This is a genomic window from Rodentibacter mrazii (genome assembly GCF_001998825.1).
Taxonomy (GTDB): Bacteria; Pseudomonadota; Gammaproteobacteria; order Enterobacterales; family Pasteurellaceae; genus Rodentibacter; species Rodentibacter mrazii.
Genome location: NZ_MLHG01000026.1, coordinates 1 through 26,460, shown reverse-complemented (window position 1 = coordinate 26,460; position 26,460 = coordinate 1). Strand labels below are relative to the sequence as shown.

The 26,460-nt window shown below is 39.0% G+C and carries 26 protein-coding genes and 1 tRNA gene; 9 read left to right on the top strand and 18 right to left on the bottom strand.

Features of this window, described 5'->3' with window-relative positions:
• Position 1 precedes the first annotated feature (1 nt).
• On the bottom strand, positions 2-571 hold the full coding sequence (locus BKK47_RS04865; RefSeq protein WP_077493777.1) for an anthranilate synthase component II: 570 nt from the start codon (positions 569-571) through the stop codon (positions 2-4).
• A gap of 56 nt (positions 572-627) precedes the next feature.
• Between BKK47_RS04865 and BKK47_RS04860 the strand changes: the two genes are divergently transcribed.
• Together BKK47_RS04860 and BKK47_RS04855 are read left to right on the top strand one after the other, a co-directional pair.
• Positions 628-1,602, top strand: a complete 975-nt coding sequence (locus BKK47_RS04860; protein WP_077493776.1) for an aminodeoxychorismate synthase component I — start codon at positions 628-630, stop codon at positions 1,600-1,602.
• Positions 1,602-2,168 (top strand): aminotransferase class IV family protein, encoded by a 567-nt coding sequence (locus BKK47_RS04855; protein ID WP_077493844.1) that lies wholly within the window; start codon positions 1,602-1,604, stop codon positions 2,166-2,168. The genes BKK47_RS04860 and BKK47_RS04855 overlap by 1 nt, the downstream gene beginning before the upstream one ends.
• Positions 2,169-2,242: 74 nt before the next feature.
• Here BKK47_RS04855 and rlmKL read toward each other — a convergent pair whose 3' ends face one another.
• The 3 genes from rlmKL to BKK47_RS04840 form a co-directional block, all read right to left on the bottom strand.
• A complete protein-coding gene (rlmKL, locus tag BKK47_RS04850; RefSeq protein WP_077493775.1) occupies positions 2,243-4,378 on the bottom strand; it encodes a bifunctional 23S rRNA (guanine(2069)-N(7))-methyltransferase RlmK/23S rRNA (guanine(2445)-N(2))-methyltransferase RlmL in 2,136 nt (711 codons plus the stop codon).
• A gap of 126 nt (positions 4,379-4,504) precedes the next feature.
• Positions 4,505-5,467 carry a zinc ABC transporter substrate-binding protein ZnuA gene (gene znuA, locus BKK47_RS04845; RefSeq protein WP_077493774.1) on the bottom strand — a complete coding sequence of 321 codons (963 nt, stop codon included), beginning with the start codon at positions 5,465-5,467 and terminating at the stop codon, positions 4,505-4,507.
• A 179-nt stretch (positions 5,468-5,646) separates the two neighbouring features.
• Positions 5,647-5,979, bottom strand: coding sequence for a helix-turn-helix domain-containing protein (locus BKK47_RS04840; RefSeq protein WP_077493773.1), 333 nt, complete (start codon positions 5,977-5,979; stop codon positions 5,647-5,649).
• Between the two features lie 278 nt (positions 5,980-6,257).
• On the opposite strand from BKK47_RS04840, the gene BKK47_RS04835 reads away from it, so the two are divergent.
• Positions 6,258-6,578 carry a DUF4410 domain-containing protein gene (locus BKK47_RS04835; RefSeq protein ID WP_077493772.1) on the top strand — a complete coding sequence of 107 codons (321 nt, stop codon included), beginning with the start codon at positions 6,258-6,260 and terminating at the stop codon, positions 6,576-6,578.
• 12 nt (positions 6,579-6,590) lie between these two features.
• Positions 6,591-7,145, top strand: coding sequence for a porin family protein (locus tag BKK47_RS04830; protein ID WP_077493771.1), 555 nt, complete (start codon positions 6,591-6,593; stop codon positions 7,143-7,145).
• A 35-nt stretch (positions 7,146-7,180) separates the two neighbouring features.
• Here the strand turns inward: BKK47_RS04830 and tcdA are convergent, their stop codons facing one another.
• Positions 7,181-7,948 (bottom strand): tRNA cyclic N6-threonylcarbamoyladenosine(37) synthase TcdA, encoded by a 768-nt coding sequence (tcdA, locus tag BKK47_RS04825; RefSeq protein ID WP_077493770.1) that lies wholly within the window; start codon positions 7,946-7,948, stop codon positions 7,181-7,183.
• Positions 7,948-9,069 (bottom strand): murein transglycosylase A, encoded by a 1,122-nt coding sequence (gene mltA, locus BKK47_RS04820; protein ID WP_077493769.1) that lies wholly within the window; start codon positions 9,067-9,069, stop codon positions 7,948-7,950. The genes tcdA and mltA overlap by 1 nt, the downstream gene beginning before the upstream one ends.
• A gap of 193 nt (positions 9,070-9,262) precedes the next feature.
• Here mltA and BKK47_RS04815 point away from each other — a divergent pair.
• Positions 9,263-9,339 (top strand) — tRNA-Met (locus tag BKK47_RS04815).
• Between the two features lie 92 nt (positions 9,340-9,431).
• On the opposite strand, the gene rlmM is transcribed toward BKK47_RS04815, so the two are convergent.
• On the bottom strand, positions 9,432-10,520 hold the full coding sequence (gene rlmM / locus BKK47_RS04810) for a 23S rRNA (cytidine(2498)-2'-O)-methyltransferase RlmM (RefSeq protein ID WP_077493768.1): 1,089 nt from the start codon (positions 10,518-10,520) through the stop codon (positions 9,432-9,434).
• Positions 10,513-11,406: a transcriptional regulator GcvA gene (locus tag BKK47_RS04805; protein WP_077493767.1), complete on the bottom strand. Its 894-nt coding sequence runs from the start codon at positions 11,404-11,406 to the stop codon at positions 10,513-10,515. Before BKK47_RS04805 ends, rlmM begins: the two co-directional genes overlap by 8 nt.
• A 473-nt stretch (positions 11,407-11,879) precedes the next feature.
• On the opposite strand from BKK47_RS04805, the gene BKK47_RS04800 reads away from it, so the two are divergent.
• Positions 11,880-12,911: a branched-chain amino acid aminotransferase gene (locus BKK47_RS04800; protein WP_077493766.1), complete on the top strand. Its 1,032-nt coding sequence runs from the start codon at positions 11,880-11,882 to the stop codon at positions 12,909-12,911.
• A gap of 32 nt (positions 12,912-12,943) precedes the next feature.
• On the opposite strand, the gene purF is transcribed toward BKK47_RS04800, so the two are convergent.
• The 3 genes from purF to yfbV all read right to left on the bottom strand — a co-directional run bounded on the left by purF (position 12,944) and on the right by yfbV (position 15,503).
• The gene (gene purF, locus BKK47_RS04795) at positions 12,944-14,461 is read right to left on the bottom strand and encodes an amidophosphoribosyltransferase (RefSeq protein ID WP_077493765.1); all 1,518 of its coding nucleotides are present in this window, start codon (positions 14,459-14,461) and stop codon (positions 12,944-12,946) included.
• A 10-nt stretch (positions 14,462-14,471) separates the two neighbouring features.
• A complete protein-coding gene (locus BKK47_RS04790; RefSeq protein WP_077493843.1) occupies positions 14,472-14,963 on the bottom strand; it encodes a CvpA family protein in 492 nt (163 codons plus the stop codon).
• Positions 14,964-15,059: 96 nt separating this feature from the next.
• Positions 15,060-15,503: a terminus macrodomain insulation protein YfbV gene (gene yfbV / locus BKK47_RS04785; protein ID WP_077493764.1), complete on the bottom strand. Its 444-nt coding sequence runs from the start codon at positions 15,501-15,503 to the stop codon at positions 15,060-15,062.
• Between the two features lie 219 nt (positions 15,504-15,722).
• Between yfbV and BKK47_RS04780 the strand changes: the two genes are divergently transcribed.
• Positions 15,723-16,928 (top strand): acetate kinase, encoded by a 1,206-nt coding sequence (locus tag BKK47_RS04780; protein WP_077493763.1) that lies wholly within the window; start codon positions 15,723-15,725, stop codon positions 16,926-16,928.
• Between the two features lie 66 nt (positions 16,929-16,994).
• Positions 16,995-19,130, top strand: a complete 2,136-nt coding sequence (gene pta, locus BKK47_RS04775) for a phosphate acetyltransferase (protein ID WP_077493762.1) — start codon at positions 16,995-16,997, stop codon at positions 19,128-19,130.
• Positions 19,131-19,204: 74 nt separating this feature from the next.
• On the opposite strand, the gene BKK47_RS04770 is transcribed toward pta, so the two are convergent.
• Together BKK47_RS04770 and BKK47_RS04765 are read right to left on the bottom strand one after the other, a co-directional pair.
• On the bottom strand, positions 19,205-19,543 hold the full coding sequence (locus BKK47_RS04770; RefSeq protein ID WP_077493761.1) for a hypothetical protein: 339 nt from the start codon (positions 19,541-19,543) through the stop codon (positions 19,205-19,207).
• Positions 19,544-19,555: 12 nt separating this feature from the next.
• On the bottom strand, positions 19,556-19,786 hold the full coding sequence (locus BKK47_RS04765) for a hypothetical protein (RefSeq protein WP_077493760.1): 231 nt from the start codon (positions 19,784-19,786) through the stop codon (positions 19,556-19,558).
• 106 nt (positions 19,787-19,892) lie between these two features.
• Here BKK47_RS04765 and BKK47_RS04760 point away from each other — a divergent pair, with 106 nt between their 5' ends.
• The gene (locus BKK47_RS04760; protein ID WP_077493759.1) at positions 19,893-20,144 is read left to right on the top strand and encodes a helix-turn-helix domain-containing protein; all 252 of its coding nucleotides are present in this window, start codon (positions 19,893-19,895) and stop codon (positions 20,142-20,144) included.
• A gap of 66 nt (positions 20,145-20,210) precedes the next feature.
• Here the strand turns inward: BKK47_RS04760 and rnd are convergent, their stop codons facing one another.
• The 5 genes from rnd to yoaA form a co-directional block, all read right to left on the bottom strand.
• Positions 20,211-21,365, bottom strand: coding sequence for a ribonuclease D (gene rnd / locus BKK47_RS04755; RefSeq protein ID WP_077493758.1), 1,155 nt, complete (start codon positions 21,363-21,365; stop codon positions 20,211-20,213).
• A gap of 66 nt (positions 21,366-21,431) precedes the next feature.
• Positions 21,432-23,120 carry a long-chain-fatty-acid--CoA ligase FadD gene (gene fadD / locus BKK47_RS04750; protein WP_077493757.1) on the bottom strand — a complete coding sequence of 563 codons (1,689 nt, stop codon included), beginning with the start codon at positions 23,118-23,120 and terminating at the stop codon, positions 21,432-21,434.
• Between the two features lie 46 nt (positions 23,121-23,166).
• Positions 23,167-23,709 (bottom strand): Slp family lipoprotein, encoded by a 543-nt coding sequence (locus tag BKK47_RS04745; protein ID WP_077493756.1) that lies wholly within the window; start codon positions 23,707-23,709, stop codon positions 23,167-23,169.
• A 28-nt stretch (positions 23,710-23,737) separates the two neighbouring features.
• Complete coding sequence (gene tsaB / locus BKK47_RS04740) at positions 23,738-24,448, bottom strand: tRNA (adenosine(37)-N6)-threonylcarbamoyltransferase complex dimerization subunit type 1 TsaB (protein WP_077493755.1); 711 nt, start codon at positions 24,446-24,448, stop codon at positions 23,738-23,740.
• 12 nt (positions 24,449-24,460) lie between these two features.
• Positions 24,461-26,371 (bottom strand): DNA repair helicase YoaA, encoded by a 1,911-nt coding sequence (yoaA, locus tag BKK47_RS04735; RefSeq protein ID WP_077493754.1) that lies wholly within the window; start codon positions 26,369-26,371, stop codon positions 24,461-24,463.
• Positions 26,372-26,460: the final 89 nt, after the last annotated feature.

The following is a 26,460-nucleotide window of genomic DNA, read 5'->3' as shown; positions in this document are numbered from 1 at the left end:
ATTATGGGGTAATATTTAACCAATTCCGTAAAATTTGCTCACCGTATTCGGACATATAAGATTCCGGATGGAACTGCACGCCATAAATGGGTAAAGATTGATGAGCCATCGCCATCACCACATTTTCATCACATATGGCCGTAATTTCTAATTCGTGAGGAAAATTTTCAACTTTCACCGCCCAAGAATGATATAAGCCAATATCAAATTCCATCGGCAACCCGAAAAACAACGGAGAATTTGACCGCACTTTTAACCGCCTTTTTTGCCCGTGGCGAACTTGTTTTAGGTTATAAAGTGTTCCACCAAAAAACTCACATAATGTTTGATGCCCCAAACAGACCCCAAGAATTGATTTTTGCCGATGATACCGCTCCAACATCGCAAAAAGTTGCGGATAAGCCCTTGGCACATCAGGGCCTGGAGAAATTAAGATATGGCTATAGGATTCAGGTGTATTTTTTTGTAAATTTTCCACATTTAGCACGTCAAAAGACACACCAAGGCGACGAATCAGTTCCACTAAATTGAAAGTAAAAGAATCGTGATTATTAATGATGAGTAATTTCATAACTGCTCGGCTTTCGTTATAATCGGGCAATTTTACGCTAAATTAGAAATAGCACAATGCAACATTTTATCCACCAAGCCAATCATTATGGCAAACAATCCCAACCTTTCTTTTTTTTGATTGATTTTGAACAACAAAAACCATTAATTTCTCCTTTAGAAGAGGCGATTCAACAAGGTATTCTTTTTAATATCTTGGGGAAAACCAATATTACCGAGCAAAAAGACTTCTCCACAGACATTCATTTTGAAAAATACCCAATTCCCCTTTCCGATTATCAACAAGGTTTTGAAGTGGTACAAAAAGAGATTCAAAAGGGCAATTCTTATTTGTTAAATCTCACTTCGCCCACTGAAATTTCGGGTAATTTTTCCCTTGAACAGATTTTTTATCAATCCTCTGCACCTTATAAATTATGGTTAAAAAATCAATTTGTTTGCTTCTCACCGGAATGTTTTATCAATATTCAAGATAACAAAATTTTCACTTATCCGATGAAAGGAACAATTAATGCCGCCCTCCCCAATGCAGAACAGCAACTGCTAAATGATGAAAAAGAACTGCGTGAGCATTACACCATTGTGGATTTAATGCGAAACGATTTAGCCATGGTGGCGAGCAATATTCAGGTCACAAAATTTCGCTATGTGGATCGTATTGCCACACAAAAAGGCGAAATTTTGCAGACAAGTTCGGAGATTTGCGGCGAACTAGATGAACATTGGCAACAAAATATTGGCAATATACTTGCCACGTTATTGCCCGCAGGCTCGATTAGTGGTGCCCCCAAAGAAAAAACCGTGCAAATTATTCAACAAGCGGAACGCCAACCCCGAGGTTATTACACGGGTATTTTTGGTCTTTTTGATAGCGAAAACCTACAAAGTGCGGTAGCTATTCGGTTTATTTCTCAAACGGGTGAGAAATATTATTTTCACAGCGGTGGCGGTATTACCATTCAAAGCCGTTTGGAAGATGAATATCAAGAATTACTCGAAAAAGTCTATTTTCCAATTGAGGAAACAAAATGATGTTTCCCTTATTTGAAACCCTTGCCATTGAACAGGGTAAAATTCAAAATATTGAATATCATCAAGCCCGTTATGAACAGAGCTTACGACAATTTTACGGCAAAAGTGCGGTCAAAATTTTCAATCTTTTTGAGCTAATCCAAGTGCCGTCTCACTTGCAAAATCAACTGGTGCGTTGCCGTATTGATTACAATGCCGAAACCACACAAGTTCAATATTTTGAATACACACGAAAAATCTACCGCACTTTTCAGCCAATTGTTTGTGATGAAATGGATTACAGCTTGAAATATGCCAATCGGGATTTACTCAATTCCCTTTTCGCTCAACGGGGAAATTGCGATGAGATTATGATTATTAAAAACGGGAAAGTGACAGATTGTTCTATTGGAAATTTAATTTTTCGCCAAGGTAACCAATGGCTCACACCTGATACCCCATTATTAGCCGGCACACAACGGGAAAAATTATTGCAGGAAGGCAAAATTAAAGAAGCCACAATTTATGCAAAAGACATTGAAAAATTTGATGAAATTCGGTTGATTAATGCGATGAATGGGTTGTGATCTTGGGGGCTTGGTTGTAGGGACACACGCAGTGTGCCCCTACATTTTTCTAAAATTTACGTTGTTACGTTCGGCTATTTTTCCGTCACCAACCAACAATTATGAATTTGTTTATTACGTTCAAAATCCAATGGTAAGGTTTTGTGAGAAATTTCCACTGCACTTAGCCCCAATATTTCCAATCCTGCAAAATCCATTTTGAATCCCCGTTTATTGTTGGAAAAAACGATGGAGCCACTTTGGCGTAAAATACGTTTTAAATTTCCCATTAATTTGATGTGATCACGCTGAACATCCCAGCTTGCTTCCATTCGTTTTGAATTGGAAAAAGTGGGCGGATCCACAAAAATTAAATCAAATTGGCGATCACATTTTTCCAGCCATTGTAAACAATCCGCTTGAATGAGTTGATGTGGCTTACCATCAAGATCGTTGAGAATCAGATTTTGCTCCGCCCAGTTGAGGTAGGTATTCGACATATCCACCGTAGTAGTGGATTTTGCCCCGCCTAATGCTGCATGGACAGTGGCAGACCCCGTATAGGCAAACAAATTCAAGAAATCTTTACCTTTCGCCAACTCCCCCACCATTTTTCGGGTGAGGCGATGATCTAAAAATAAACCGGTATCCAAATAATCCGTTAAATTTACCCAAAGTTGTGCGCCGTATTCGTTCACATAAAAATACTCGCCTTTATTGGCTAATTTTTCATATTGATTTGTGCCTTTTTGCTTTTGGCGGACTTTTAAAATCAGCTTGTTGGTTTCTACGCCGGTCACCTTTAAGGTTGCTGTCACCGCATCCAATAAACGTTGGCGTGCTTTATTTTCATCAATATTCTTCGGTGCGGCATATTCTTGCACCACAATATGATCGCCATAACGATCCACCGCTAAATTATATTCCGGCAGATCCGCATCATAGAGGCGGTACGCATCCAAGCCCTGCTGTTTCGCCCATTTTTCAATTTTCTTGATATTCTTTTGTAAACGATTGGCAAAATCTACTGCCACCTCTGAAGTGCAGTCAAATTCAAGGGGATTTTCCACCGCACTTTCTTCGCTAATTCGAGCGGAAATCTGATAATTTTTTTGAACACAATCAAGCGGTCCATTTTTCGCCTTGAATTGACGGTTTGCCCGCATTCTCAAGCAATCCAACAAGGTGGATTCGCTACTAAAAATTGAGGCATTCCAACCACCGAATTCTTTTTTCAAACGTTGTCCAAATACGGAATAAAGGGCAATCAACGCCGGTGTCGTACCTAAACGTTCGCCATAAGGCGGATTACAAATCACCATGCCCACTTCATTTGGGCTTGGGTTAGTGAGCGCCGCCACATCACCTTGCTGCCATGTTATCAAGTGAGCGACACCGGCATTTTGCGCATTGCGTTGGGCTTTTTTTAACACTCGGTGATCAAGATCAAAACCATAAAAGTGCGGTTGAATTTTACCTTGTTTTTCCTCTGCTGAAGCGATGGCTTCGCCTTTTACTTTCTCCCACACCATTTGATTATGCCCTTTCCAAAAGTCAAAGCCCCAATGTAAGCGATATAATTGAGGGGCAATATGGGCTTCCATTTGTGCTGCTTCAATCAAAAGTGTGCCGGAACCACACATAGGATCCACCAGCGGTGAGCCTTGTTTCCAACCGGAACGCAGTACAATGGCTGCCGCCAAAGTTTCACGTAAGGGGGCTTGTCCCGTATCTTCACGGTAACCGCGCAAATGCAGGGCTTCTCCGCTCAAATCCAAAGAAATGACTAATTCTTCTCGATTTAAATAGGCATGAATACGCACATCTGGTTGGCTTTTATCCACGCTCGGGCGCATTTTACCCTTACGTTCAAAGTGATCCACAATACCATCTTTCACCCGCATTGCACCAAACTGAGTATGGCGAATTTCTTGATTGGTTCCGTTGAAATCCACAAAAAAAGTGATGCGTTCATCAAAATAATCCAACCAATTAAAGCTGGAAATCGCCGCATATAAATCTAAATCGCTATAAATTTTGCTTTCGATCAAGGGCAATAAAATGCGTGATGCCAAACGCGACCAAAGCAGCGTTCGATAAAGCGTTTCATCATCGGCATAGAAATGCACGCCGCCTTGTACGACTTTTGTATCAAGCGCGCCAAGCTCGGTTAATTCAACTTTTAGCAGTTCTTCAAAGCCACGGGATGTGGTGGCGAATAGGTGTTTCATTCGGAATTCTCAATAGAAAAAATTGTAGCGGATTATAGCATAAGTTGAAGTATTGAATTCAAATCACCGCTTTCCTTTCATAAAAAATGGTGGGATTTCCCACCATTTTCTTTCAATTAATGCCATTTATTTACTCAAACATTGTGTATAACTATCCGCCGTGGCTTGCAGGAAATTGGCATAGGAATTCCCCCCTAACTGTACGCCATCACCAATCGGATCTAAACGACCTACCTTCACCGCCGTACCTTTTGCTAAAGATTCAATCACTTTCGGGGTAAATTGAGGTTCGGCAAACAAACAATTAACACGATGTTCTGCGATCTCCTGTTTAATATGCGCAAGGGTTTTCGCTCCGGGTGCAACCAATGGGTTAATAGTGAAATACCCGCTTTGTTTTAAGCCATAAGCATCATTGAAATAACCGTAAGCATCATGGAAAACAAAGAAACCTTTTTCTTTAAAAGGGGCAAGCTGAGCCTTGATTTTATCGCTTTGTTCCGCCAAAGTGCGGTTAAAATCGGCAAGATTTTTTGCAATCAGCGCTTTCTTATCGGGAAATTGCAAGGTTAGTTTATCCGCCACTTTTTGTGCCACAATTTGGCTAATTGCCGGCGAATACCAAATGTGCCAGTTGGTGCTTAATCCTTCGTGATGTTCATGATCGTGTTCATGCCCACTTTTGTGTTCGTGTTTATGGTCATGTTTGTGATCATGCTCACCCTCTTCATGGAAATGTTCGTGATGGGCTTGGGTTAATAGGGGTTTAACCTCAGTGAGGTCAGCAATGGTAATCACTTTTTGGCGATCAATTTGACTTATCGGTTTTTCTAGAAATGAATCAACGTCTTCGCCCACCCACAATACCAAATCCGCCGATTTCACTTTTTGAATATCAGATAACTTTAAGCTGTAATCATGGGGAGAAGCACCTGTCGGTACAAGTATCTGGGTATCTGCTACGCCATTCGCAACGGCTGAAGCAATAAAACCAAGGGGTTTTACCGATGCCAATACATCCGCATTCGCCATCATTGGAAGGCTGAAAAGTGCGGTTGAAATTGCACTCATTTTTAATATAGTTTTCATTTTGTCTCCTCTATTGTTAATAATGATTCTCAAAGAAGGGACAAAAGCCTACACTTTTTAAAATAAATTGCAATGGTTTTATAAGAAAGCTTAATGAAATTTTTCATAAAAAATAGGAGTAGGCTTAATTATACCTTCGTCAAGAATATGAATTCCTTACATAGAGAAAAACAATAAATCTAATAATTTTTCATGTTCACGATCTGCAGCATCAATTGTTTAAAATGTTGCTGCATATCTCGGGGGAGTTGGGAGAATAACACTTCTATTGATATGACATCGTCTTTGCGCAAAGTACCGTCATCATCGAGATTTTCTGCTAATAAAAAAATATCCGATACCCGGCAATCAAATGCCTTAGCTAAATAGTCAAGTATTGCAGGACTATACCCTTGATTTCCATTTTCCAAATTAGAAATATTACCTTTTGAGGTATTGGAAAAATCAGCTAACTGTTGCTGGGTCCAACCTTTCTTCTTACGTAAAAAACGAATTGCGTGATGTATTTTCATAACCACATAGTAAAAAAATAAAGCACTAATAAATATTTTTTTACAATCTTATTGAATAAAAAGTATTGTTATGCAATACTTTGTTTTGTATTACTGTTCAAACTTAAGGAATTACTCATGAAAAAACTACTTCTTACTATTTCGCGAGTTTCTTACTCGCAGCTTGTTCAACCACCACAAGTATCTCAAATCTCCCTAAATCACCTCAGTTATATCAAACATACAAAATTAATGATGTATCCAATCAAAATGTAGATAAAAGAATCAGACAAATATTCATGGACACATTAAAAAAGCGTCTGACTGACCTAGGTTATCAACAAGGTAATGCACTACGCATTGACTACAACATCCAAGTTTATAATCAAGGTAACCGTGCATTACGTTATTTTGTCGGCTTTGGAGCCGGCAAAGCAGAGACTACTATTCTGACAACAATAAAAAATAAGTCGGGAAAAAATATTGGCAACATTAAAACAAATGCTGATTTAAAAATTGGATTTTTTGGTGGAAATGCTGAGCAAATTATTGAAAACGCTGCAGCGGATGTAGCAAATGAAATTTGGAAAAGTGATTTATTGAAAAACAACAAAAAATAGGAGGAAAATCTAATGAAAAAACTTATCATCACAACACTATTTGTACTGCCTGTCGCAGCTTCAGCTGTAGATAATTTCACCGGCTGGCATATTGGAGGTGAGTTAAGCACTACCAAATACAGTATGGTCGGTGAAGTAAAGGGGTCAGGTTCTCAGGGTGCAGGATTGGCAATCATAGGTGGCTATGGATTTGATTTTGGTCAGAATTTTGTCGGTATTATTGAAGGTAAATTTAAAATAAGCAATGCCAAAATTACTGATGAAGATAATGAAATATTTAAAGAAAAATATCAGGCTTCAATTGCTTATTTACAAGGATATCTTATTACTGAAAATATTATGCCTTATATTAAAGTTGGCGGCTCAGTCTCTCAAATTGATTACTCTAGCGACAAATATGAAGGTGTCGGTGTTCGAGGCATTGATTACGGTTTTGGTGTTAAATATGAGATTGATAAAAATTTAGCTCTCGGCGTCGATTTTACCCGCCACAATTTAGCTGGTGGGGATGATTCTGTTAAATTTAAAGGTAAGCGATTCGGTCTAAATCTATCTTACCGATTCTAATTGATAAAAATATAAAATGGGCAATCTGCCCATTTTTACATCTTATTCAAAATCTTATCAATCACCCGTGAAACAGCAAAAAAACCAAAGGTTGCGGTAATCATTGTGGCTGCCCCAAACCCGTTAGCGCAGTTCATTGTAGCGGAGACAGTGCACCCTTCGCCCATTTTAGGAAAAATCAGCGGCTGAGTAGAAAATACTGCCTCTATGCCAAACTTGCGTTGTGGATTTTGAGTAAAATTAAAATCCTTGCGTAAAACCGACCGCACTTTTGCTAACAAGGGATCCTGAATGGTTTTGCTTAAATCGGTAATTTTGATTTGTGTAGGATCCGTTTGCCCCCCTGCTCCCCCCACAGTGATAATTTTTATTTTATTACGTTTACAATAGGCAATCATCGCCGCTTTGGTTTTAACACTATCAATGGCATCAATCACATAATCATAACCACGATTGAGATAGTCCGCCTCATTATCCGGTGAAATAAAATCATCAATAATATTGACGATACAGTCGGGGTTAATCAATTTTACCCGTTCCGCCATCACATCTGTTTTGAGTTTGCCAATATTGCCGCTCAATGCAGGAAGCTGGCGGTTGATATTGGTCACACAAATATCGTCCATATCAATCAGGGTGAGCTGTCCAATACCGGAACGGGCTAACGCCTCCACCACCCATGAGCCGACTCCACCAATGCCAATAACACAAATATGCGCTTGTCGAAGACGGGTTAAGCCTTCAGGCGTATAAAGTCGCCCGATGCCACCAAATCGCTGTTCGTAATTATCTACACGCGCCATTATTGTAAGATCCAAACACGACCATAATGTTTTGAAAGTCCGGCAATATGGCCTGCTTGATCGCCAATGCCACGATATAAATCAAAATGATGCCCGTTCACCGCACCGCCTATGTCTAATGCTACCATTAAATGTAATTTATGCGAGCCTTCCCAATTACCGTCATGATCAATATCCGGCACTTCTACCAATAAAACGGAACCCGATGGGATCACATTACGATCGGAAGCCACCGCTGCCATTGGTACAAGAGGTACACCTGCGGAACCTTTCACTTTCCCACTTGGATCATTTTTGAAGAATACGTAGGATGGGTTACGCTCTAATAAGCCTTGTACACGTGATGGATTCGCTTTTCCCCAATCACGAATGGCTTGAATTGACATTTTCTCTTTTGGAATTTCACCATCTTCCACCAACAAACGCCCTACTGCTTGATATTTAAAACCATTTTGTCCGGCATAGGCAAAATAATTCAAATTGCCATTGCCAAAATCCACATAACCACTTCCCTGTACACCTAACAAGAAGTTATCAATCATAGAATCACTGTAAGCCAATTCTAAACCTTGTCCTTCCAATGCCCCTGCATAGATTTGTGCACGAGACAAACGTTTATAGGTCGGCATGGCATAAATTGGATGTTGAAATTTCCCTTGTGGTGTTCGGCGGGCATGAATCACCGGAGAGTAATAACCTGTCATCAAGACATTTTGATAACCATCAAAGCCTTTCATGATCTGTGAAGAAATACCGTATTGCGACAATTCACGTACATCTGCGCCGGCAAGCACCCAGTTGGTAATTTTTTGATAGTTATTATAAAAACGATCGGATAATCTGCCGGAATAGGCTTTTACATTAGAAAGTTGAGTTAAAAAATCACCTTGATTAATGACCGCACTTTTATTTTCCACACGAGAAACCGGCGATAAAATACTTTGTTGATAGCTGCGACCACTGTATTTTGCACCAAATTTTTGAGGATCATCACCTGTTGGTGTGAGAATAGGCGAACCGTTATTTGATGATTTATGTGGCGAACCACCACAGGCTACCAAAATCGATATTACTGCGAAAATAGAGAAAACTTTTATGCCGAGATTTTTACAAAATTTCATACCTTATTCCTAAACAAAAAATGAATTTTTATGAGGCTGCATACGCTATCAAAAATTGCTTAAAACCACTAGTACTATTTCCTCAATAGCGTTTAATTTATATTCATTTTGATTATTTTATTAACAAACGCGACATAAACTTTTGTTTAATACTTGCAAAATTTCTTGAATGGCGTATAGTGCACCCATCAGACGCGGGGTGGAGCAGCTTGGTAGCTCGTCGGGCTCATAACCCGAAGGCCGTCGGTTCAAATCCGGCCCCCGCAACCAGATTTTAAAGCATCGATTTTGTCGGTGCTTTTTTCATGTATATCATCGGTAAAGTAAAAAGCATTTTCCCCATTGAGGAAAAATGCTTTTTCTCATTTAATAACAATATGGACGGTAATTTCTTCTCTATCGTGGTAAAGATGTTTTGCCTGAATCTCAAAAGTCAAATTTTGTTTATTCAACATATCTGTGAGATTTTCTAAGCATTGCCTCACCTCTTGATAACGTTTTTTCATTGGTAACTTTAAATTAAAAATTGTTTCACGACACCAACCGTTCACCAGCCATTTGCCAATCAGATTGGTAATACGGCTCGGCTGTTCCACCATATCACATACCAGCCAATCAACCTTTTTGCGTTTTGGCGGCTGAAACTTAAAACCGTCTTCAGCACAGTGCTCAATTCGACCGGTTTCATGCAGACTGTCAGCCATTTTTCCATGATCGACGGCATAAACAAACAAGCCACGTTTGACTAATTGATATGTCCAACCACCCGGACAAGCACCAAGATCGACACCTGTCATACTTTCATTGAGCCGCTTTTCTTCTTCCTTTTTAGGAATAAATGTTAAAATCGCTTCTTCTAATTTCAAGGTAGAGCGACTTGGCGCCTCAGAGGGAAACTTCAAGCGAGGAATCCCCATAAAGTGTTCGGAATGATTATTGATATAGGAATAACCCACATAACAACAATTCGGTTTCACGAAAAAACAATGTAAAAACAGACCGCTCTTTCGGTTTGCTTTATGCGCTAACCAGCCCTGTTTTTTTAATACTTGACGCAGCGGTACAGTAAATTTACGGCAGAATGTGGAAAGTTCCTTTGACTCATTAGTGTCGGCAGTTTCCACAAAAAGTTCTACGGACAGTCGGATATTTACTTGCGCCGATATTTCCTCAAACATCGTCACAATTGGACTAATGCCATCCGTAGGATCAAGATTCTCCAATAAGTTTGATACCACCAACATCTGTCGGGCAAAAATGAGCTGATTAAAGGGTACTTCACGCGCTAAACGATTCGCTTCATTGGGTTGATAACATTCAAAAATCACATAGCCCGAATGTTCTTGAACACGGGCAAAACCAAATATGCCTAGGCTTGCAGCATGATCCATAATTTCTGCTGCTACTTCTTTTTCAAAACCCGGACGGCAATATAATGCTAATTTATTCATACTCTTCTTTCTTTATTGCATTAATAATCCAATGGCGAAAGGCTTGAATTTGCTCATCATCAAGGCGATCAAGATGATTCACCACATAAAAAGATTTAGGATCGGGTAAATTTGTTGGCAATACTACCTGAAGTGTTCCCTGTTCAATTTCCTGCAATGCAATCAAACGATTAGCCAAAGCAATGCCTTGACCATGGCTTGCTGCCTGCAATGCCATAAATGTATGGCTAAATAAAGGTCCTTGTTGGATATTCAAATCTTCAAGTTTTAAATAATCTGACATGATTCGCCAGTTATCGCGCGTATGCGTATGGAGTAGCGTATGTTGCTTTAAATCTTGTTTACCATGAACCGGTTTTTGGGCAAGCAACTCTGGTGAGGCTAAAATCAATAAATTTTCTTTGCCCAGACAATCAACTTGTAAATTCTGCCAATCTCCCTTTCCATAATAAATTGCAAGATCAATTTCTTTATTTAATAAGCCCTCATCTTGATCTACCCCTTTTAAACGAACTTCAATTTCAGGATGAAGCTGATTAAATTCACTTAAATGCGGTACAAGCCATTGAAGACCAAAGGTTTGAGGTACACTAATGCTTAAGTGAAGATCATCTTTTAGCGCTAATAGCCGCTCTGTCGCTTCATTAAGTTTACGTAAAATTTTATTAATATCGACAAAATAGGCCTTGCCAAATTCAGTTAACTCTAAGGCTCGATTTTTACGTTTAAATAACTCAATGCCTAAAAAATCTTCTAACAGTTTTATTTGATGACTGACCGCAGCCTGCGTAACAAAAAGCTCATCAGCCGCTTTTGTAAAACTTAAATGTCGTGCTGCAGATTCAAAAGACTTCAATGAATTCAAGGGAGGCAAACGTTTATACATAGTTCTTCCAAAATATAATTTTTTCGTCTATACTTAGACAGTTTCAATTCAGATTAATTTTTCTAATCTTTCAAATAAAAAAACGTCATTTGTTCTTCTTATCGTCAATTCTTACAATGTACGCATACTTAGTGGCTGGTAATTCTTTACGAGTTAATGAGTTTCGGACTTAAGTATGATGTTGTGTTTGCATATAGTTCAGGTAACTGAACTTGAGTAACAGTAAGTTACTCGTTTACTTCCTATAATTTGAACCTTTTTGGTTAAACGCCACCCTTTTTGAGTGGCGTTTTTTTCATGCCGAAATTCTATCATAACTCTATTTTCTTTTCTTGTTTTACTTGATTATGTTTAACATAACTAACTAAATTTTGAAAAATCACAAAAAATTTAGGTTTTAAGGTTCAAATACTCAAAATAATGATGTAGATTAAATAGCAGTTCACTAACAACATCATATTAAGGGAAGCAAAATGAAAGACTTAGACTGGAATAATCTTGGTTTTAATTACATTAAAACCGACTATCGTTTTATTGCCCATTGGAAAAATGGTCAATGGGATGAAGGCAAGCTCACCACAGACAATACCTTACATATTCACGAAGGCTCAACCGCACTTCACTATGGTCAACAATGTTTTGAAGGCTTAAAAGCTTATCGTTGTAAAGACGGCTCAATCAACTTATTCCGCCCTGACGAAAATGCAAAACGTATGCAACACACCGCAGATCGCCTCTTAATGCCACAAGTTCCTACGGAATTATTTGTTCGTGCCTGTAAAGAAGTCGTCAAAGCGAATGAAGAATGGGTTGGTCCTTATGGTTCCGGTGCAACCTTATATTTGCGTCCTTTCCTCATTGGTGTAGGAGAAAATATTGGTGTAAAATCGGCACCGGAATTTATTTTCTCTGTATTCTGCTGCCCGGTGGGTGCTTACTTTAAAGGTGGATTAACGCCATCTAATTTCATCACAACCGAATATGATCGTGCAGCGCCAATGGGAACCGGCGGTGTGAAAGTCGGTGGCAACTATGCCGCCAGCTTGCTCCCCCATGAATTAGCGGCAGAACAAGGAACTGCGGAACGCAAATTTGCCGATGCGATTTACCTAGATCCGAAAACCCACACTAAAATTGAAGAAGTGGGGGCAGCAAATTTCTTCGGGATTACTAAAGACAATAAATTTATCACCCCAATATCGGAATCCATCCTACCGAGCATCACAAAATACTCTTTGCTCTATATTGCGAAAGAACGTTTGGGTATGGAAGCAATTGAAGGGGATGTATATATCGATCAACTTGATCAATTTGCCGAAGCCGGTGCTTGTGGTACAGCAGCGGTCATTTCACCGGTAGGCGGTATTCAACATAAAGACAAATTCCACGTATTCTATTCCGAAACAGAAGTGGGGTCTATTACCCGTAAACTTTACAATGAGCTCACCGGTATTCAATTCGGTGATATTGAAGCACCGGAAGGCTGGATTGTAAAAGTTGAATGATAAAAAATGCGGTGAATTTTCACCGCACTTTTTTATCTCTCATTATGAATTTCTAAATTTGTCGCATCTTTTTCACGCTTTTTCTTTGCCGAATCATTACGTTGTGAGGCGATGCTATCCAAATATTCAGGTGTAATATCCCCTGTGATATATTCGCCGGTGAAGACAGAGCAATCAAATCCTTTAATCGTAGGATTTTCTTGCTGAACGGATTCAGTTAAAGCATTAAGATCTTGGAAAATCAACTTATCAACGCCAATCAGTTTCGCAATTTCATCTACGCTACGGCCATTCGCAATAAGTTCATCTTTCGTTGGCATATCAATACCATACACGTTCGGATAACGAATTTCCGGTGCGGCTGAAGCAAAATAAATTTTCTTCGCACCGGCTGCTCGTGCCATTTCGACAATCTGTTCAGATGTCGTACCACGGACGATAGAATCATCTACTAACAGCACATTTTTATCTTTAAATTCTGCTTTAATCGTGTTGAGTTTACGGCGAACAGAGTTAATACGTTGCGCTTGACCTGGCATAATAAAGGTGCGCCCCACATAGCGGTTTTTCACAAACCCTTGACGATATGGCTTGTTTAACACGTTAGAAATTTGCAAAGCAATATCCGTTGAAGTTTCCGGCACAGGAATGACCACATCAATATTATCTAATTCATCTTTCCATTCTTTCGCAATTTTTTGTCCTAAACGCTCCCCCATATGAACGCGTGCAGCATAGACAGAAACGCCATCCATAATGGAATCAGGACGTGCAAAATAGACATATTCAAAAACACACGGGTTTAAGACCGCACTTTCAGCACATTGTTGAGCGTAAAGTTCACCGTCAAAAGTAATATAAATTGCTTCACCCGGTGCGACATCACGAACGAAATCATAACCTGCTACATCCAAAGCGACGGTTTCAGAAGCAAACATATATTCTGTTTTGCCATCTTCTTCACGCTGCCCCAATACAAGAGGGCGAATGCCAAAGGGATCACGAAATGCCACCATGCCATGTCCGATAATCATTGCAAGACAAGCATAAGCGCCACGCACATCTTTGTGGGTTTTGCTCACCGCATAAAAAATATCCTGTGGATCTAGATGATCTTGCGGAATATTATCAAGGTGATTCGCAAAGATATTTAAAAGTAATTCAGAATCAGAATTGGTATTTACATGGCGACGAGCGGTTTTAAACACTTTTTCTTTCAATTCTTCCGAATTGGTTAAATTACCATTATGAACCAATGTTACCCCATAGGGTGAATTCACATAGAAAGGTTGTGCTTCCGAGACACTTGAACTCCCGGCGGTAGGATAACGCACGTGTCCCATACCGGCATTGCCTTGTAACCGCAACATATGTTCATGTCTAAAAATATCGCTGACTAACCCATTTGCTTTACGCAAACGGAATCGATTTTCATCGTCTATTGTGACGATCCCGGCAGCATCTTGTCCGCGATGTTGCAACAACGTTAATGCTGCATAAATAGATTCATTAACCGGACTTTGACTCACAATACCGACGATACCACACATTTCATAACCCTTACTGATTAAATGTTGAATTTAAGAAACTGGAGCTTGCTTGAAGCTGTTGGAAAAACCATTCAATAATAAACCCAAAGTGTGGAATCAATGTTGATTCTTTCCACCAATCGGTTTGTTCAAAATTCGTGAAGGTACCCAAGAAAAATAAGATCGCCGCGACAATTAATGCACCACGTAATAAACCAAATGCTGCTCCTAATACACGATCAGTACCGCTTAATCCGGTTTTATCAACTAACTGTGCAATTACAAAATTCACAATACCGCCTACAATTAATGTCAGTACAAATAAAATACCGATTGCCGTGCCATTTCGCACATACATGGACTCAATTTGCGTCAAATAGGTTACGAGGTAAGGATAAAACTGACTTGCCACTATAAACGCGACAACCCAGCTGGCAAGTGATAATACTTCGCGCACAAAACCACGGAGTAAACTGACAAGAATGGAAAAAGCGATAATGCCAATAATAATGTAATCGATCATTAAAAAATCTCTCAATAAAAAGAGCTGCATAAAGCAGCCTGCGTATTCTACAAAAAATAAAGCAAAAAGGAAAACGTTTGCGTCATATAAATTTCACTAAATTTCTTTCCAAAAAGCACGATCCAATCGTTGCTCCGCTTTCCTTAAAACTTCGGCTAAATGCTGATATGTGGGTTTACCCTGTAAAAGTGGCAAGGGTTCTTGTATATTTCTCAAACGTTCACAAATATCGTAAAACCACGTTGCGCTTTGCGCTTCCAAAGGTGACACCGCACGTTTCCCCAGCCAGTATAGCCCTTGTAACGGAATAAGTAAGGCAAAAAGTGCGGTTAAAACCGCTGCAGAAAATGCCATAATATCGTGCTTGGCATAAAGCTGTTGCCACACAACAGCAAATACTGCGATTAACGGCATCGCATTTTGTGCAAAACGCGTGCTTTTTATAACTCGCTGTTCAGAAAAAATTATCCCTAATTTAGCCTCTTGTGGCCAAGTATTAAGATAAATTTGTCCTTGCTTAAAAATAGAAAAAAACGACATAAAAACACCCTTAAAAATAACCGCACTTATGATACTCCAGTTCGTCCCGAATTTCTATCTTATCAAATTGACGTAAATTCCATTTTTCTGTGAATGAAGTCAGATTTTTCTTTCTTGATGAATTTATTTTATTGCGTAAAAGGTGTATGCTATGCGCGACTTTACAGTCCGATCTTTCCGATTGGATTTTTATTAACTTTAACCAAATATAGGGTTCCTATGTCAAAACTTGTTCTTATCCTTAACTGTGGTAGTTCTTCGTTAAAATTTGCAATTCTTGATCCTGCTACAGGAGAAGAAAAATTATCTGGTTTAGCTGAAGCTTTTTTCCTTCCTGAATCCCGCATTAAATGGAAACTTAACGGTGAAAAGGGTAACGCTGATTTAGGTGCTGGTGCAGCACATATCGAGGCGCTTGATTTTCTCGCATCAAACATTATGACAGATGAGCTTAAAAACTCTATCGCAGCGATTGGTCATCGTATCGTACACGGTGGTGAAAAATATACAAAATCTGTTTTAATCAACGATGATGTCATTAAAAACATTGAAGATGCAGCACAATTTGCACCACTTCATAATCCGGCACATTTAATCGGTATTCGTGAAGCATTTAAAGCATTCCCACACTTAAAAGATAAAAACGTTGCGGTATTTGATACGGCTTTCCATCAAACAATGCCGGAAGAAGCATATTTATACGCATTGCCGTATTCTTTATATGAAGATAATGGTATTCGTCGCTATGGTGCGCACGGTACGAGTCATTTCTTTATTTCTCGCGAAGTGGCAAAACGTGTTGGCAAACCGGTTGATCAGGTTAATACCATTATCTGCCACTTAGGCAACGGTGGTTCAGTGTCTGTTGTCCGTCATGGAGAGTGTATTGATACGTCTATGGGTTTGACACCGTTAGAAGGTTTAGTAATGGGAACCCGTTGTGGTGATATTGATCCGGCAATTATTTTCTATCTTTATAAAAATTTAGGTATGTCTATGGATCAAATCGAAGAGACTTTAGTGAAGAAATCAGGTCTTTTAGGTTTAACCGGGGTAACTAGTGACTGCCGTTATTCAGAAGATAACTACGAAAATCCATCTCATCCTGAAGCCAAACGGGCATTAGATGTTTATAGCTATCGCTTAGCAAAATATATCGGTGCTTACATGGCTGCACTAGGTGATGATTACTTAGATGCCATTGCGTTTACCGGTGGTATTGGTGAAAACTCTGCCCAAGTACGCAGATTAACATTAAATCACTTAAAATTATTCGGTATCAAAATTGATGAGGAACGCAACCTCGCAGCCCGTTTTGGTAACGAAGGGGTGATCACTGCTGATGACTCTAAATTTAAAGCTATCGTTCTTCCAACTAACGAAGAATTAGTGATTGCGCAAGACACAGCAAAACTTAGTTTCTAACTCAACGACAAACTGCCGAGAGAATTCGGCAGTTTTTCTTTATAACTCAATTAGTTAAGGTGTATTATGTCCCGTACAATTATCCTTATTCCTATTAGCACCGGTGTAGGTCTAACCAGTGTAAGTCTTGGTTTAATCCAATCTCTTGAACAAAAAGGTGCAAAAGTAGGTTTTATGAAACCTATTTCTCAACCAAACTCCGGTGAAGATCAATTAGATCGCACAACCTCTATCGTTCGTACCAGTACGGCTTTAGAAACCGTTGAACCTTTTATGTTAAGCGTAGCAGAATCATTAATTGGTCAAAATCAGTCCGATGTGCTACTAGAAAAAATCGTTGAAAACCACCAACAACTTTCTAAAAATAATGAAATTATCGTAGTTGAAGGTTTAATCCCAACTCGCAAGCACACTTATGCAAATAGTATTAACTACGAAATTGCGCAAACATTAGACGCAGAAATTATTTTAGTTGCTGCTCCGGCAACAGAAACACCTGCGGAATTAAAAGAACGTGTGGAAGCAGCTGCCTCATTATTCGGTGGAAAAAATAATCCTAATTTATTAGGCGTTGTCGTTAATAAATTTAATGCGCCAATTGATGAATCCGGTCGCACCCGTCCGGATTTAACAGAAATTTTCGATTCTTTCCAACATAGCCGTAATAGTGAAGCCGAATTAACTAAATTATTCTCAAATAGTGCAATTAAACTTTTGGCTTGCATGCCATGGTCTGCGGATTTAATTGCAACCCGAGCAATTGATTTAGTAAAACACTTAGGTGCCACAATTATTAATGAGGGCAATATTAACCGTCGTATTCGTAGTATCACATTCTGTGCACGAAGCCTACCAAATATGCTTGAACATTTCCGTGCGGGTAGCCTACTGGTGGTCTCTGCAGATCGTCCTGATGTTATTGTTGCCGCGGCACTTGCTGCCTCAAATGGCATAGAGATTGGTGGAATGCTACTCACCGGTGGATACAAAATTGATGCTCAAATTAACAAACTTTGTCAACATGTGTTTGAATCAACTCAATTGCCAATCTTCCGCATTGAAGGTAATACATGGCAAACGGCATTAAATCTACAAAGTTTTAACCTTGAAGTGCCAGTTGATGATAAAGAACGCATTGAAAACATTAAACGCTACATTAGCGAGAAATTCTCTCCTGATTTCATCAATAACCTAGTAGCGGGTTCAACACGTTTACGTCGTTTATCGCCACCTGCATTCCGTTTTCAACTCACCGAATTGGCGCGAGCAGCCAAAAAACGTATTGTCCTCCCGGAAGGTGACGAACCTCGTACCATTAAAGCAGCTGCCCTTTGTGCAGAACGTGGGATTGCAGAATGTGTGTTATTAGCAGATCCAGCATCCGTTCAACGTGTCGCTGAAGCACAAGGCGTTGAATTAGGGAAAGGTATCACTATTATTAATCCGGCTGATGTCCGTGAAAATTATGTCGATCGCTTAGTTGAACTTCGTAAAGCCAAAGGCATGACCGAAGCTGCTGCACGTGAGCAATTAGAAGATACCGTGGTACTTGGTACAATGATGCTAGAAGCAAATGAAGTGGATGGTTTGGTCTCCGGTGCAGTTCACACCACTGCAAATACCATTCGCCCACCAATGCAAATCATTAAAACCGCACCGAGTAGTTCAATTGTTTCTTCTATCTTCTTTATGCTATTACCGGATCAAGTATTAGTCTATGGTGACTGTGCCGTAAATCCGGATCCAAATGCAGAACAATTAGCGGAAATTGCAATTCAATCGGCTGACTCTGCGAAAGCCTTTGGTATCGATCCGAAAGTGGCGATGATTTCTTATTCTACCGGTACATCAGGCAGTGGTGCTGATGTAGAAAAAGTGAAAGAAGCCACCCGTATCGCAAAAGAGAAACGCCCGGATTTAATCATTGACGGTCCGTTACAATATGATGCGGCAGTGATGGAAGATGTTGCACGCTCTAAAGCACCAAACTCTCCTGTTGCAGGTAAAGCGACCGTGTTCATCTTCCCAGACTTGAATACGGGTAATACCACCTATAAAGCAGTACAACGTTCTGCTGATTTGGTGTCTATCGGTCCAATGCTGCAAGGTATGCGTAAACCAGTGAATGACTTATCGCGTGGTGCGTTGGTGGATGATATTGTTTACACCATTGCATTAACTGCAATTCAAGCGACACAATAAATGTTAAAAAATAATAAGGGATGCAACTGCATCCCTTCCTTAATAGCCTCAAAAACACGACTTAAAATCTTATACTAGTCGTTTTTTTCCATTAACCAACATACATATTTTTCACGATCATAATCTCGTCCTTCTTCCAATTCAAAACCACAGGAAAAACAAATGCCCTCAATTACATTATCACCTTCACATTCTGGACATTCGAAATACAAATCCTCCTTGTCCGGTAAAAGACAAGCAATTGCGTCATAAAAATCCATTTCTTGTTCACAACCAGAACAATATAAAGAAATATTTGGATATTCTCCCGATTTCCAACCAATATTCTTTGATTGGCAATGGCAACAAGAGGCATTTTTAACGAATATCTCTTTTACTTCTGAACTGGGAAAATCAATTTCTGAAATATTCATACAATTTCCCTGTCACTTTCTAACCTGCCCGGTTTCTGGATTAACTTCAACGGAAAGAGGACATAGTCCTTTGTTAATCATTGAAAATCTAAATCCTCCTAGTGTTTCATATATACATTTCGTATAGCGCCAATCCCCTGTTTCTTGCTCATCAACACTTGTTCCTCTCTCCCAATCTGCCAACGCCGCTGTCGAAAGACCACAAAATACCATTGCAATAGCCCATTTTTTAATTTGATACATTTTTCACCTCGCGAAATAAATTCAAAAAGAACCCAAAACAGGTTCAAATAAATTATATTATGAACCTAAAATAGGTTCAAACAAATTTGCACCTAAAATAGGTGCTATGAAGAATTTAAGATTATCAATACATTCCGCCGAACATATTTGGTTACGAGAAAGATTACTCAAACAACGATTGAATCTAGGACTTTCGCAACGAGCATTAGGCGAAAAAATGGGCGTTTTGTATTCTTTTATCGGCAAAGTGGAAACCGGCGATCGCCGTTTGGATATATTTGAATTTATTGAATATTGTCGAGGATTAGATCTTGAGCCAGTGGAGATTCTTTCAGAGATAGAACAACGTTTCGGGTAAAAACTTGATAAAATAGCTTAAAAAAATGACCGCACCTCCACAAGTGCGGCCATTTTTTATAATTTTTTAAGCCTCAATAGATTTCAACAAGGCTAAAAGCTGTAACCCTATTTCTCTCCGCCAGCCAACCAATAAATCCGGTAATTTCTCCGGTGATTCATTGTATTGCCAAACCCATTTGATTAAATCTTCTAAGCTTCGCTTACTTGCTAAAATTTCTAGTGTTAGGCCTTGTGGTGTCAGCTCATAAGCTTTTTCTTGTAAGAGGCGAATTGCCTTTTTATAACGGGGATCATCAACGATGCGAAGGATACGTTTCGGATAATCATAGGGCGATACTCGGCGTGCTTTCGCTAAGAGTTGCAAAATTTTCTTACCACGTACTCTGACTTCATTATTGGAAAGCCCCATTTCAAGCATTTCCGAGGTATTACGCGGATTGTATTTCGCCACTTTCCATAAGTTTTCTGACTTAACTACATAAGAAAGTGCCAGATCACGCTCTATTGCCACTTCTTGTCGCCATTGCGCCAAAATTTTTAATCGGGCAAGCTCTAATGGGTTAAGTTTCCATGAATTTGGAATATCCAAATAGGCAGTTTCCGCATCACGCGCTTGTAATTTCTTTGTTTTTGATAAGGCAAGTTCACAATCAGCTTTTACAGCATTTTTCCAAGGCGTTGCCATTAATTCTTGCTGTAAACAATAGTAAATCGGTAATAAATACCACACGTCACCTGCAGCATAATGTAATTGTGTTTCCGATAAAGGGCGCTTAATCCAATTTGTTCTCGTCGCACCTTTATCCACCTTAGTGTTCAAATAATTTAATGCTAATTTCGCTAATCCTACTGAATTTCCCAATCCAAGGAAACGAGCCATTATTTGTGTATCAATCATAGGTTGGGGTAATTGATCAAATTCCTGCAAAAAAACAAGTAAATCTTCACTGCAAGAATGAAGGACTTTAAGCACATTGGGATCAGTCAATAACTCAATAAAAGGCGAAAAATCGCTAATGCTTAAAGGATCAATCAGGGATACCCTCTCTCCATCATAAAGTTGAATGAGACCTAGTTTTGGGAAATAAGTCGATACACGCACAAATTCAGTGTCTAAAGCAACCGCACTTTTTTGACGTGCCAATTGGCAAACTTCACTCAGCCTTTGATTTGTTGTGATCAATGAAAAATGCAATGGTTCTTGGCATTCTTTTATCATGACATTATCTCTTAGATTAAAAAAACAAAAATGGGATATTTCTATCCCATTATTAAATGATGAAACTTAATGTGTTGGTCGATTGGCAATTTCTTCATCCCGCAATATACGGCGTAATATTTTTCCAACATTTGTTTTAGGTAATTCGTCTCGAAACTCAATTTCTTTCGGTACTTTATATCCGGTCAAATGCTGACGGCAGTGCTGACGAAGTTCATCACGGGTAAGACTTTCATCTTTTTTCACAACAAAAATTTTAATGGTTTCTCCTGAAACTTCGTTCGGTACGCCAATTGCCACGGCTTCCGCAACCTTATAATTGAGCATTACAACGTCTTCAATTTCATTCGGATAAACATTAAAACCTGAGACCAAAATCATATCTTTTTTACGATCTACAATACGCAAACTATAACTCTCATCCATAATCACAATATCGCCGGTTGCCATCCAACCATCTTTCAATACTTCATTCGTTGCCTCAGGACGTTGCCAGTAACCTTGCATAACTTGCTCGCCTTTTACCCACAATTCTCCAGCTTCGCCAATTTTCGCCTCTGAACCATCATCTTTAATAATTTTAATATCCGTATTTGGTACAGGCACGCCAATCGTTCCATTGTGCTTCACAACATTTACCGGACAAGCGGCAATAAGCGGCGAACATTCCGTCATACCATAACCTTCAATAATGTTACAGCCGGTTAAATCGTGCCAACGTGTTGCGACAGATTGCTGAATAGCCATACCGCCACCAACAGAGAGTTTTAATGCCGAAAAATCAACTTCTTTGAAATTTTCATTATTTAACAATGCATTAAATAGCGTATTGACTCCTGTAATTGCCTGAAAACGGTATTTTTTTAATTCTTTGACAAAACCCTCAATATCACGTGGGTTTGTAATTAAAATAGCGGTAACACCGAGTTCAAGGAAAAGCAAGCAGTTCACCGTTAAAGCAAAAACATGATAAAGCGGTAGGGCAAGAATAGCTGAACGGGCACGGGCATAATCACCGATAAAAGGTTCTGCGATCCATTTCGCTTGGAAAATATTGGTAATAATATTTCCATGGGAAAGCATTGCCCCTTTTGCCACGCCTGTTGTGCCTCCCGTATATTGCAGGAAAGCGAGATCATTGCGTGACACTTCCGGTTGAATATATTGACGATATTTACCAATACTTAATACTTCACGAAAAGTTACAGCATCCGGTAATTTATATTTTGGCACTAATTTTTTGACGTATTTCACCACAAAATTAACCAATGTACGCTTACCAAAAGAAAGCTGATCACCCATTCGGGTTAAAATAACGTGTTTTATATCCGTATTAAAAACAACTTTCTCAAGTGTTGAGGCAAAATTTGAAACAACCACTATTGCCACCGCCCCACTATCTTGCAATTGATGCTCAAGTTCTCGCGGGGTATAAAGCGGATTGACATTCACTACAATCAAACCTGCCCGTAAAATACCAAAAAGCGCGATAGGATATTGCAATAAATTCGGCATCATCAAAGCAACACGATCACCTCGTTTTAATTTAAACTCATTTTGTAAATAAGCTGCAAAAGCCCGACTACGTTCTTCTAATTTACGAAAAGTAAGAACCTGTCCCATATTAATATATGCAGGTCGATCAGGATGTTCGCGAATGGCTTTATTAAATATATCTAAAATTGATTCATATTTTGAGGTATCCAGATATTTTTCAGCACCTTCCGGATAATTTTGAAACCAAATTTTTTCCATTTATTATTAACCTTATAGTTGGAAAATCAACGGCAGATTCTATCATTTAATTTAAATAATAGCGAATTTCCGGCTCGTTATACCACGGTCGATGGTGCCAACCCCAAAATTCCCAATCTTCCCAATCATTTGGTGGGTAATAGTAGTGCTTACTCAACGTCCAAAGGCGATAATTTTCAATTTGAATCAACGGATAAGAGTAATTAGCTTGTTCGATTTTTCCTTCTTCTTTTCCGGATAAAATTCCACCTAACGTAATATAACGATCTTTCAGATTTTCAGGATCAACAAAACCGTTAAAATATGCAATAAAACGCCCTTGGGACTGTGATTCCACAATAGGCTTACCCGAATAATTAGAAATTGGCAAACTCAATACCTCAATTTTCGTTTTATTCGGCAAAATTTCCGATTGAATAATTTTTCCACCTAAACGTACGGTTTTACAACGACAATTCAGATCCCGCGGTGAAATATCACGATAGTCGGTAATTGAGAATTGATTTTTCTCTAAGCCTTGTGGCGATGTAATACAGCCTGTTAATAGAAAAGAAAGTGCGGTTAAAAATAGTATTGTTTTTACTCTCATAAGCTTCTCCTACTGATCTATAAGAAAATTACTCACGTCCGGGCAATTTTTTCCAAGTGACCTCATTACGTAAATAAATAGGCTCAATCTCTAGTGCTGAAATAGCTTTTTTCTGCAACCAATCCGTAAGAGCTAATTCCAACATGTAGAGGGCATTAGGCAATTCAATATCCGTACCGGTGAAATTTTTTTCGTAAAATTGCGAATAGGCATTCCAGCCGGTTCCTACTCGGAAAGCCGTCTCATCGTTAAATTGAGCAATAACCCGCTCAGGAGAACAAACTTGCTCTGCAATCACTTCACGCCATTGAAAAAATTCACCAAAATCTGACCGCACTTTTTCTCGTTTCAGCTGAGAAAAATAAACTTCATTCATTCTTGCATCAATGGCCGCAGCAACATTTTCTCTTTGATGTAATTCAAATACGGCCTGTGCCATTGCCGTTAAATTCGAAATAGGAATAACCGGCAGATCCACACCGAAAGCCAATCCTTGCGCAATTCCCACACCTACTCTAACCCCTGTAAAACTACCGGGTCCACGACCAAAGGCAAGAGCATCGACTTGAGTCAATCGAATTCCTGCATTTGCCAGAATTTCATCTATCATTGGCAAGATACGTTTTGTGTGACTGCGTTGAGCTAATTCACTCAAATATGTTTTTTCGCCCTTGTTTAGCAGTGCGACAGAACAAGCTTCAGTAGAGGTATCTAATGCTAATAAAGTTAAATTTGTCATTATTTTTCTCAATTATTTGTTTTGTAAGAATTGTATCACTTTGTTGAGATCACGGGTACGGCTTAAATTCGGCAAACTTTTTAAAAATGTTTCAGCATAACTACGCATCACAAGGCGATTATCACAAATTATTACGACACCGCGATCCGTAACATCGCGGATTAAACGCCCTACACCTTGTTTTAGCGTAATCACGGCTTCAGGAATTTGAATATCATTGAATGGGTTTCCTCCTTGCAAACGGCAATCCTCAATACGTGCTTTAAGCAAAGGCTCGTCAGGTGACATAAAAGGAAGTTTATCAATAATAACCAAAGAAAGTGCATTACCACGCACATCAATTCCTTCCCAAAAACTTGATGTTGCAACTAATATTGTATTTTTACTTACGGTAAATTGTGCCAATAACGTTGTTTTTGGCATTTCACCTTGTAATAGTACTGATAATTGACTATTTGAACGAAAATATTCCGCTAAATTACGCATCATTTCATAGGAAGTACAAAGCACAAAACACCGTCCTTGATTAGCTTCAATAACAGGTAACAACATTTTGCCCAGCTCTGTTTGTGTATTGGTTCGGTTTGTATTTGGTAAATAGCGAGGCACACACAATAATGCTTGCTCAGTATAATTAAACGGGCTTTGTAAAATAAGTTGGCGTGCATTTTCAATGCCTAAGCGATGATAAAAATGATCAAATTTTCCATCGACTTCTAAAGTAGCGGAAGTAAAAATCCATGTCGCTTGTTTTGTTTTTAGCTGTTCACCAAATTTATCGGCAACGGTTAAAGGTGTAATATGTAAAGCAAATTGACGTGCAAAGGTTTCATACCAATAGCAATAACCTACACGCTCTGTTTCAAGTAAACGTTGTAGATATCCTTTTAAATTTTCAACCCGTTCAAAAATATTATCCAGCGTTTGTGAACGTCCTAAAGCCAATTTAATGACTTCAGACAAAAAATCTAATTTTTCGATAAGAATTTTAAATGATTTTTCAACCGCACTTTGTCTTAAAATTTCACGCCAATTACCACGCAGATTTCCTTCCCCTAATAATAAACGAAAATCCTGTACCGTTTTTTGTAGAGTATCTGCTGCGCTGCTTAGTTGTTTCAGATCTTTTAATTCCGTGTGATAAACAATATTAATATCTTTACAAAGATCAAAAAACTGTCGAGAACTCACCGATTGCCCAAAATATTGACTGGCAATATCAGGTAACTGATGAGCTTCATCAAAAATAATATTTTCTGCTTGAGGGATCAATTCACCAAAACCGCTTTCTTTCACCGCCATATCCGCAAAAAACAGGTGATGATTGACGACCACAATATCCGCATTGAGGGCTTTTTTTCTTGCCAATGCGACATAACAATCCGCATAATTCGGGCAATCCGATCCTAGACAATTTTCTGCCGTACTGGTTAATTGGGGTAAAATAGGGCTATCTTCCGCAAGATCAGTACACTCGGTCAAATCTCCCGTTTTACTTGAAATGCTCCACTGTCGAACTTTAACTAAGTCTTTTAATACTGATTTGTCCCCTAATACCCCTTGTGCAATTAAACGTTCTAAACGCTCTAGGCATAAATAATTAGATCGACCTTTGAGTAAAGCTGTTTTTCCCGTATAACTCAGCGCTTTTTTTATTGCAGGTAAATCACGATTAAATAATTGATCTTGGAGATTTTTAGAGCCTGTAGAGATAATAGTTTTCTTACCGGAAAGTAATGCCGGGGCTAAATACGCAAAAGTTTTTCCTGTCCCTGTACCGGCTTCTACTACCAATACACTTTTCTCAGAAATAACCTTTTCGATAGCTTGCGCCATTTCCAACTGTTCAGCACGTGGGTGAAACCCCTTAATTTGTTGGCTTAATGCTCCACCTTCAGCAAAAAACTCTGTAACTTTATTCATTATCACTATATCACCACTTAAATTAGATATTAGTGTAACAAATTTCATTCATGAATAAAAATACAGTAAAATAAACCTATCATTGATTA

Coding starts and splice junctions, on each gene's coding strand:
- BKK47_RS04865 (WP_077493777.1), bottom strand. CDS start 571: ATGAAATTACTCATCATTAATAATCACGATTCTTTTACTTTCAATTTA.
- BKK47_RS04860 (WP_077493776.1), top strand. CDS start 628: ATGCAACATTTTATCCACCAAGCCAATCATTATGGCAAACAATCCCAA.
- BKK47_RS04855 (WP_077493844.1), top strand. CDS start 1,602: ATGTTTCCCTTATTTGAAACCCTTGCCATTGAACAGGGTAAAATTCAA.
- rlmKL (WP_077493775.1), bottom strand. CDS start 4,378: ATGAAACACCTATTCGCCACCACATCCCGTGGCTTTGAAGAACTGCTA.
- znuA (WP_077493774.1), bottom strand. CDS start 5,467: ATGAAAACTATATTAAAAATGAGTGCAATTTCAACCGCACTTTTCAGC.
- BKK47_RS04840 (WP_077493773.1), bottom strand. CDS start 5,979: ATGAAAATACATCACGCAATTCGTTTTTTACGTAAGAAGAAAGGTTGG.
- BKK47_RS04835 (WP_077493772.1), top strand. CDS start 6,258: ATGGACACATTAAAAAAGCGTCTGACTGACCTAGGTTATCAACAAGGT.
- BKK47_RS04830 (WP_077493771.1), top strand. CDS start 6,591: ATGAAAAAACTTATCATCACAACACTATTTGTACTGCCTGTCGCAGCT.
- tcdA (WP_077493770.1), bottom strand. CDS start 7,948: ATGGCGCGTGTAGATAATTACGAACAGCGATTTGGTGGCATCGGGCGA.
- mltA (WP_077493769.1), bottom strand. CDS start 9,069: ATGAAATTTTGTAAAAATCTCGGCATAAAAGTTTTCTCTATTTTCGCA.
- rlmM (WP_077493768.1), bottom strand. CDS start 10,520: ATGAATAAATTAGCATTATATTGCCGTCCGGGTTTTGAAAAAGAAGTA.
- BKK47_RS04805 (WP_077493767.1), bottom strand. CDS start 11,406: ATGTATAAACGTTTGCCTCCCTTGAATTCATTGAAGTCTTTTGAATCT.
- BKK47_RS04800 (WP_077493766.1), top strand. CDS start 11,880: ATGAAAGACTTAGACTGGAATAATCTTGGTTTTAATTACATTAAAACC.
- purF (WP_077493765.1), bottom strand. CDS start 14,461: ATGTGTGGTATCGTCGGTATTGTGAGTCAAAGTCCGGTTAATGAATCT.
- BKK47_RS04790 (WP_077493843.1), bottom strand. CDS start 14,963: ATGATCGATTACATTATTATTGGCATTATCGCTTTTTCCATTCTTGTC.
- yfbV (WP_077493764.1), bottom strand. CDS start 15,503: ATGTCGTTTTTTTCTATTTTTAAGCAAGGACAAATTTATCTTAATACT.
- BKK47_RS04780 (WP_077493763.1), top strand. CDS start 15,723: ATGTCAAAACTTGTTCTTATCCTTAACTGTGGTAGTTCTTCGTTAAAA.
- pta (WP_077493762.1), top strand. CDS start 16,995: ATGTCCCGTACAATTATCCTTATTCCTATTAGCACCGGTGTAGGTCTA.
- BKK47_RS04770 (WP_077493761.1), bottom strand. CDS start 19,543: ATGAATATTTCAGAAATTGATTTTCCCAGTTCAGAAGTAAAAGAGATA.
- BKK47_RS04765 (WP_077493760.1), bottom strand. CDS start 19,786: ATGTATCAAATTAAAAAATGGGCTATTGCAATGGTATTTTGTGGTCTT.
- BKK47_RS04760 (WP_077493759.1), top strand. CDS start 19,893: ATGAAGAATTTAAGATTATCAATACATTCCGCCGAACATATTTGGTTA.
- rnd (WP_077493758.1), bottom strand. CDS start 21,365: ATGATAAAAGAATGCCAAGAACCATTGCATTTTTCATTGATCACAACA.
- fadD (WP_077493757.1), bottom strand. CDS start 23,120: ATGGAAAAAATTTGGTTTCAAAATTATCCGGAAGGTGCTGAAAAATAT.
- BKK47_RS04745 (WP_077493756.1), bottom strand. CDS start 23,709: ATGAGAGTAAAAACAATACTATTTTTAACCGCACTTTCTTTTCTATTA.
- tsaB (WP_077493755.1), bottom strand. CDS start 24,448: ATGACAAATTTAACTTTATTAGCATTAGATACCTCTACTGAAGCTTGT.
- yoaA (WP_077493754.1), bottom strand. CDS start 26,371: ATGAATAAAGTTACAGAGTTTTTTGCTGAAGGTGGAGCATTAAGCCAA.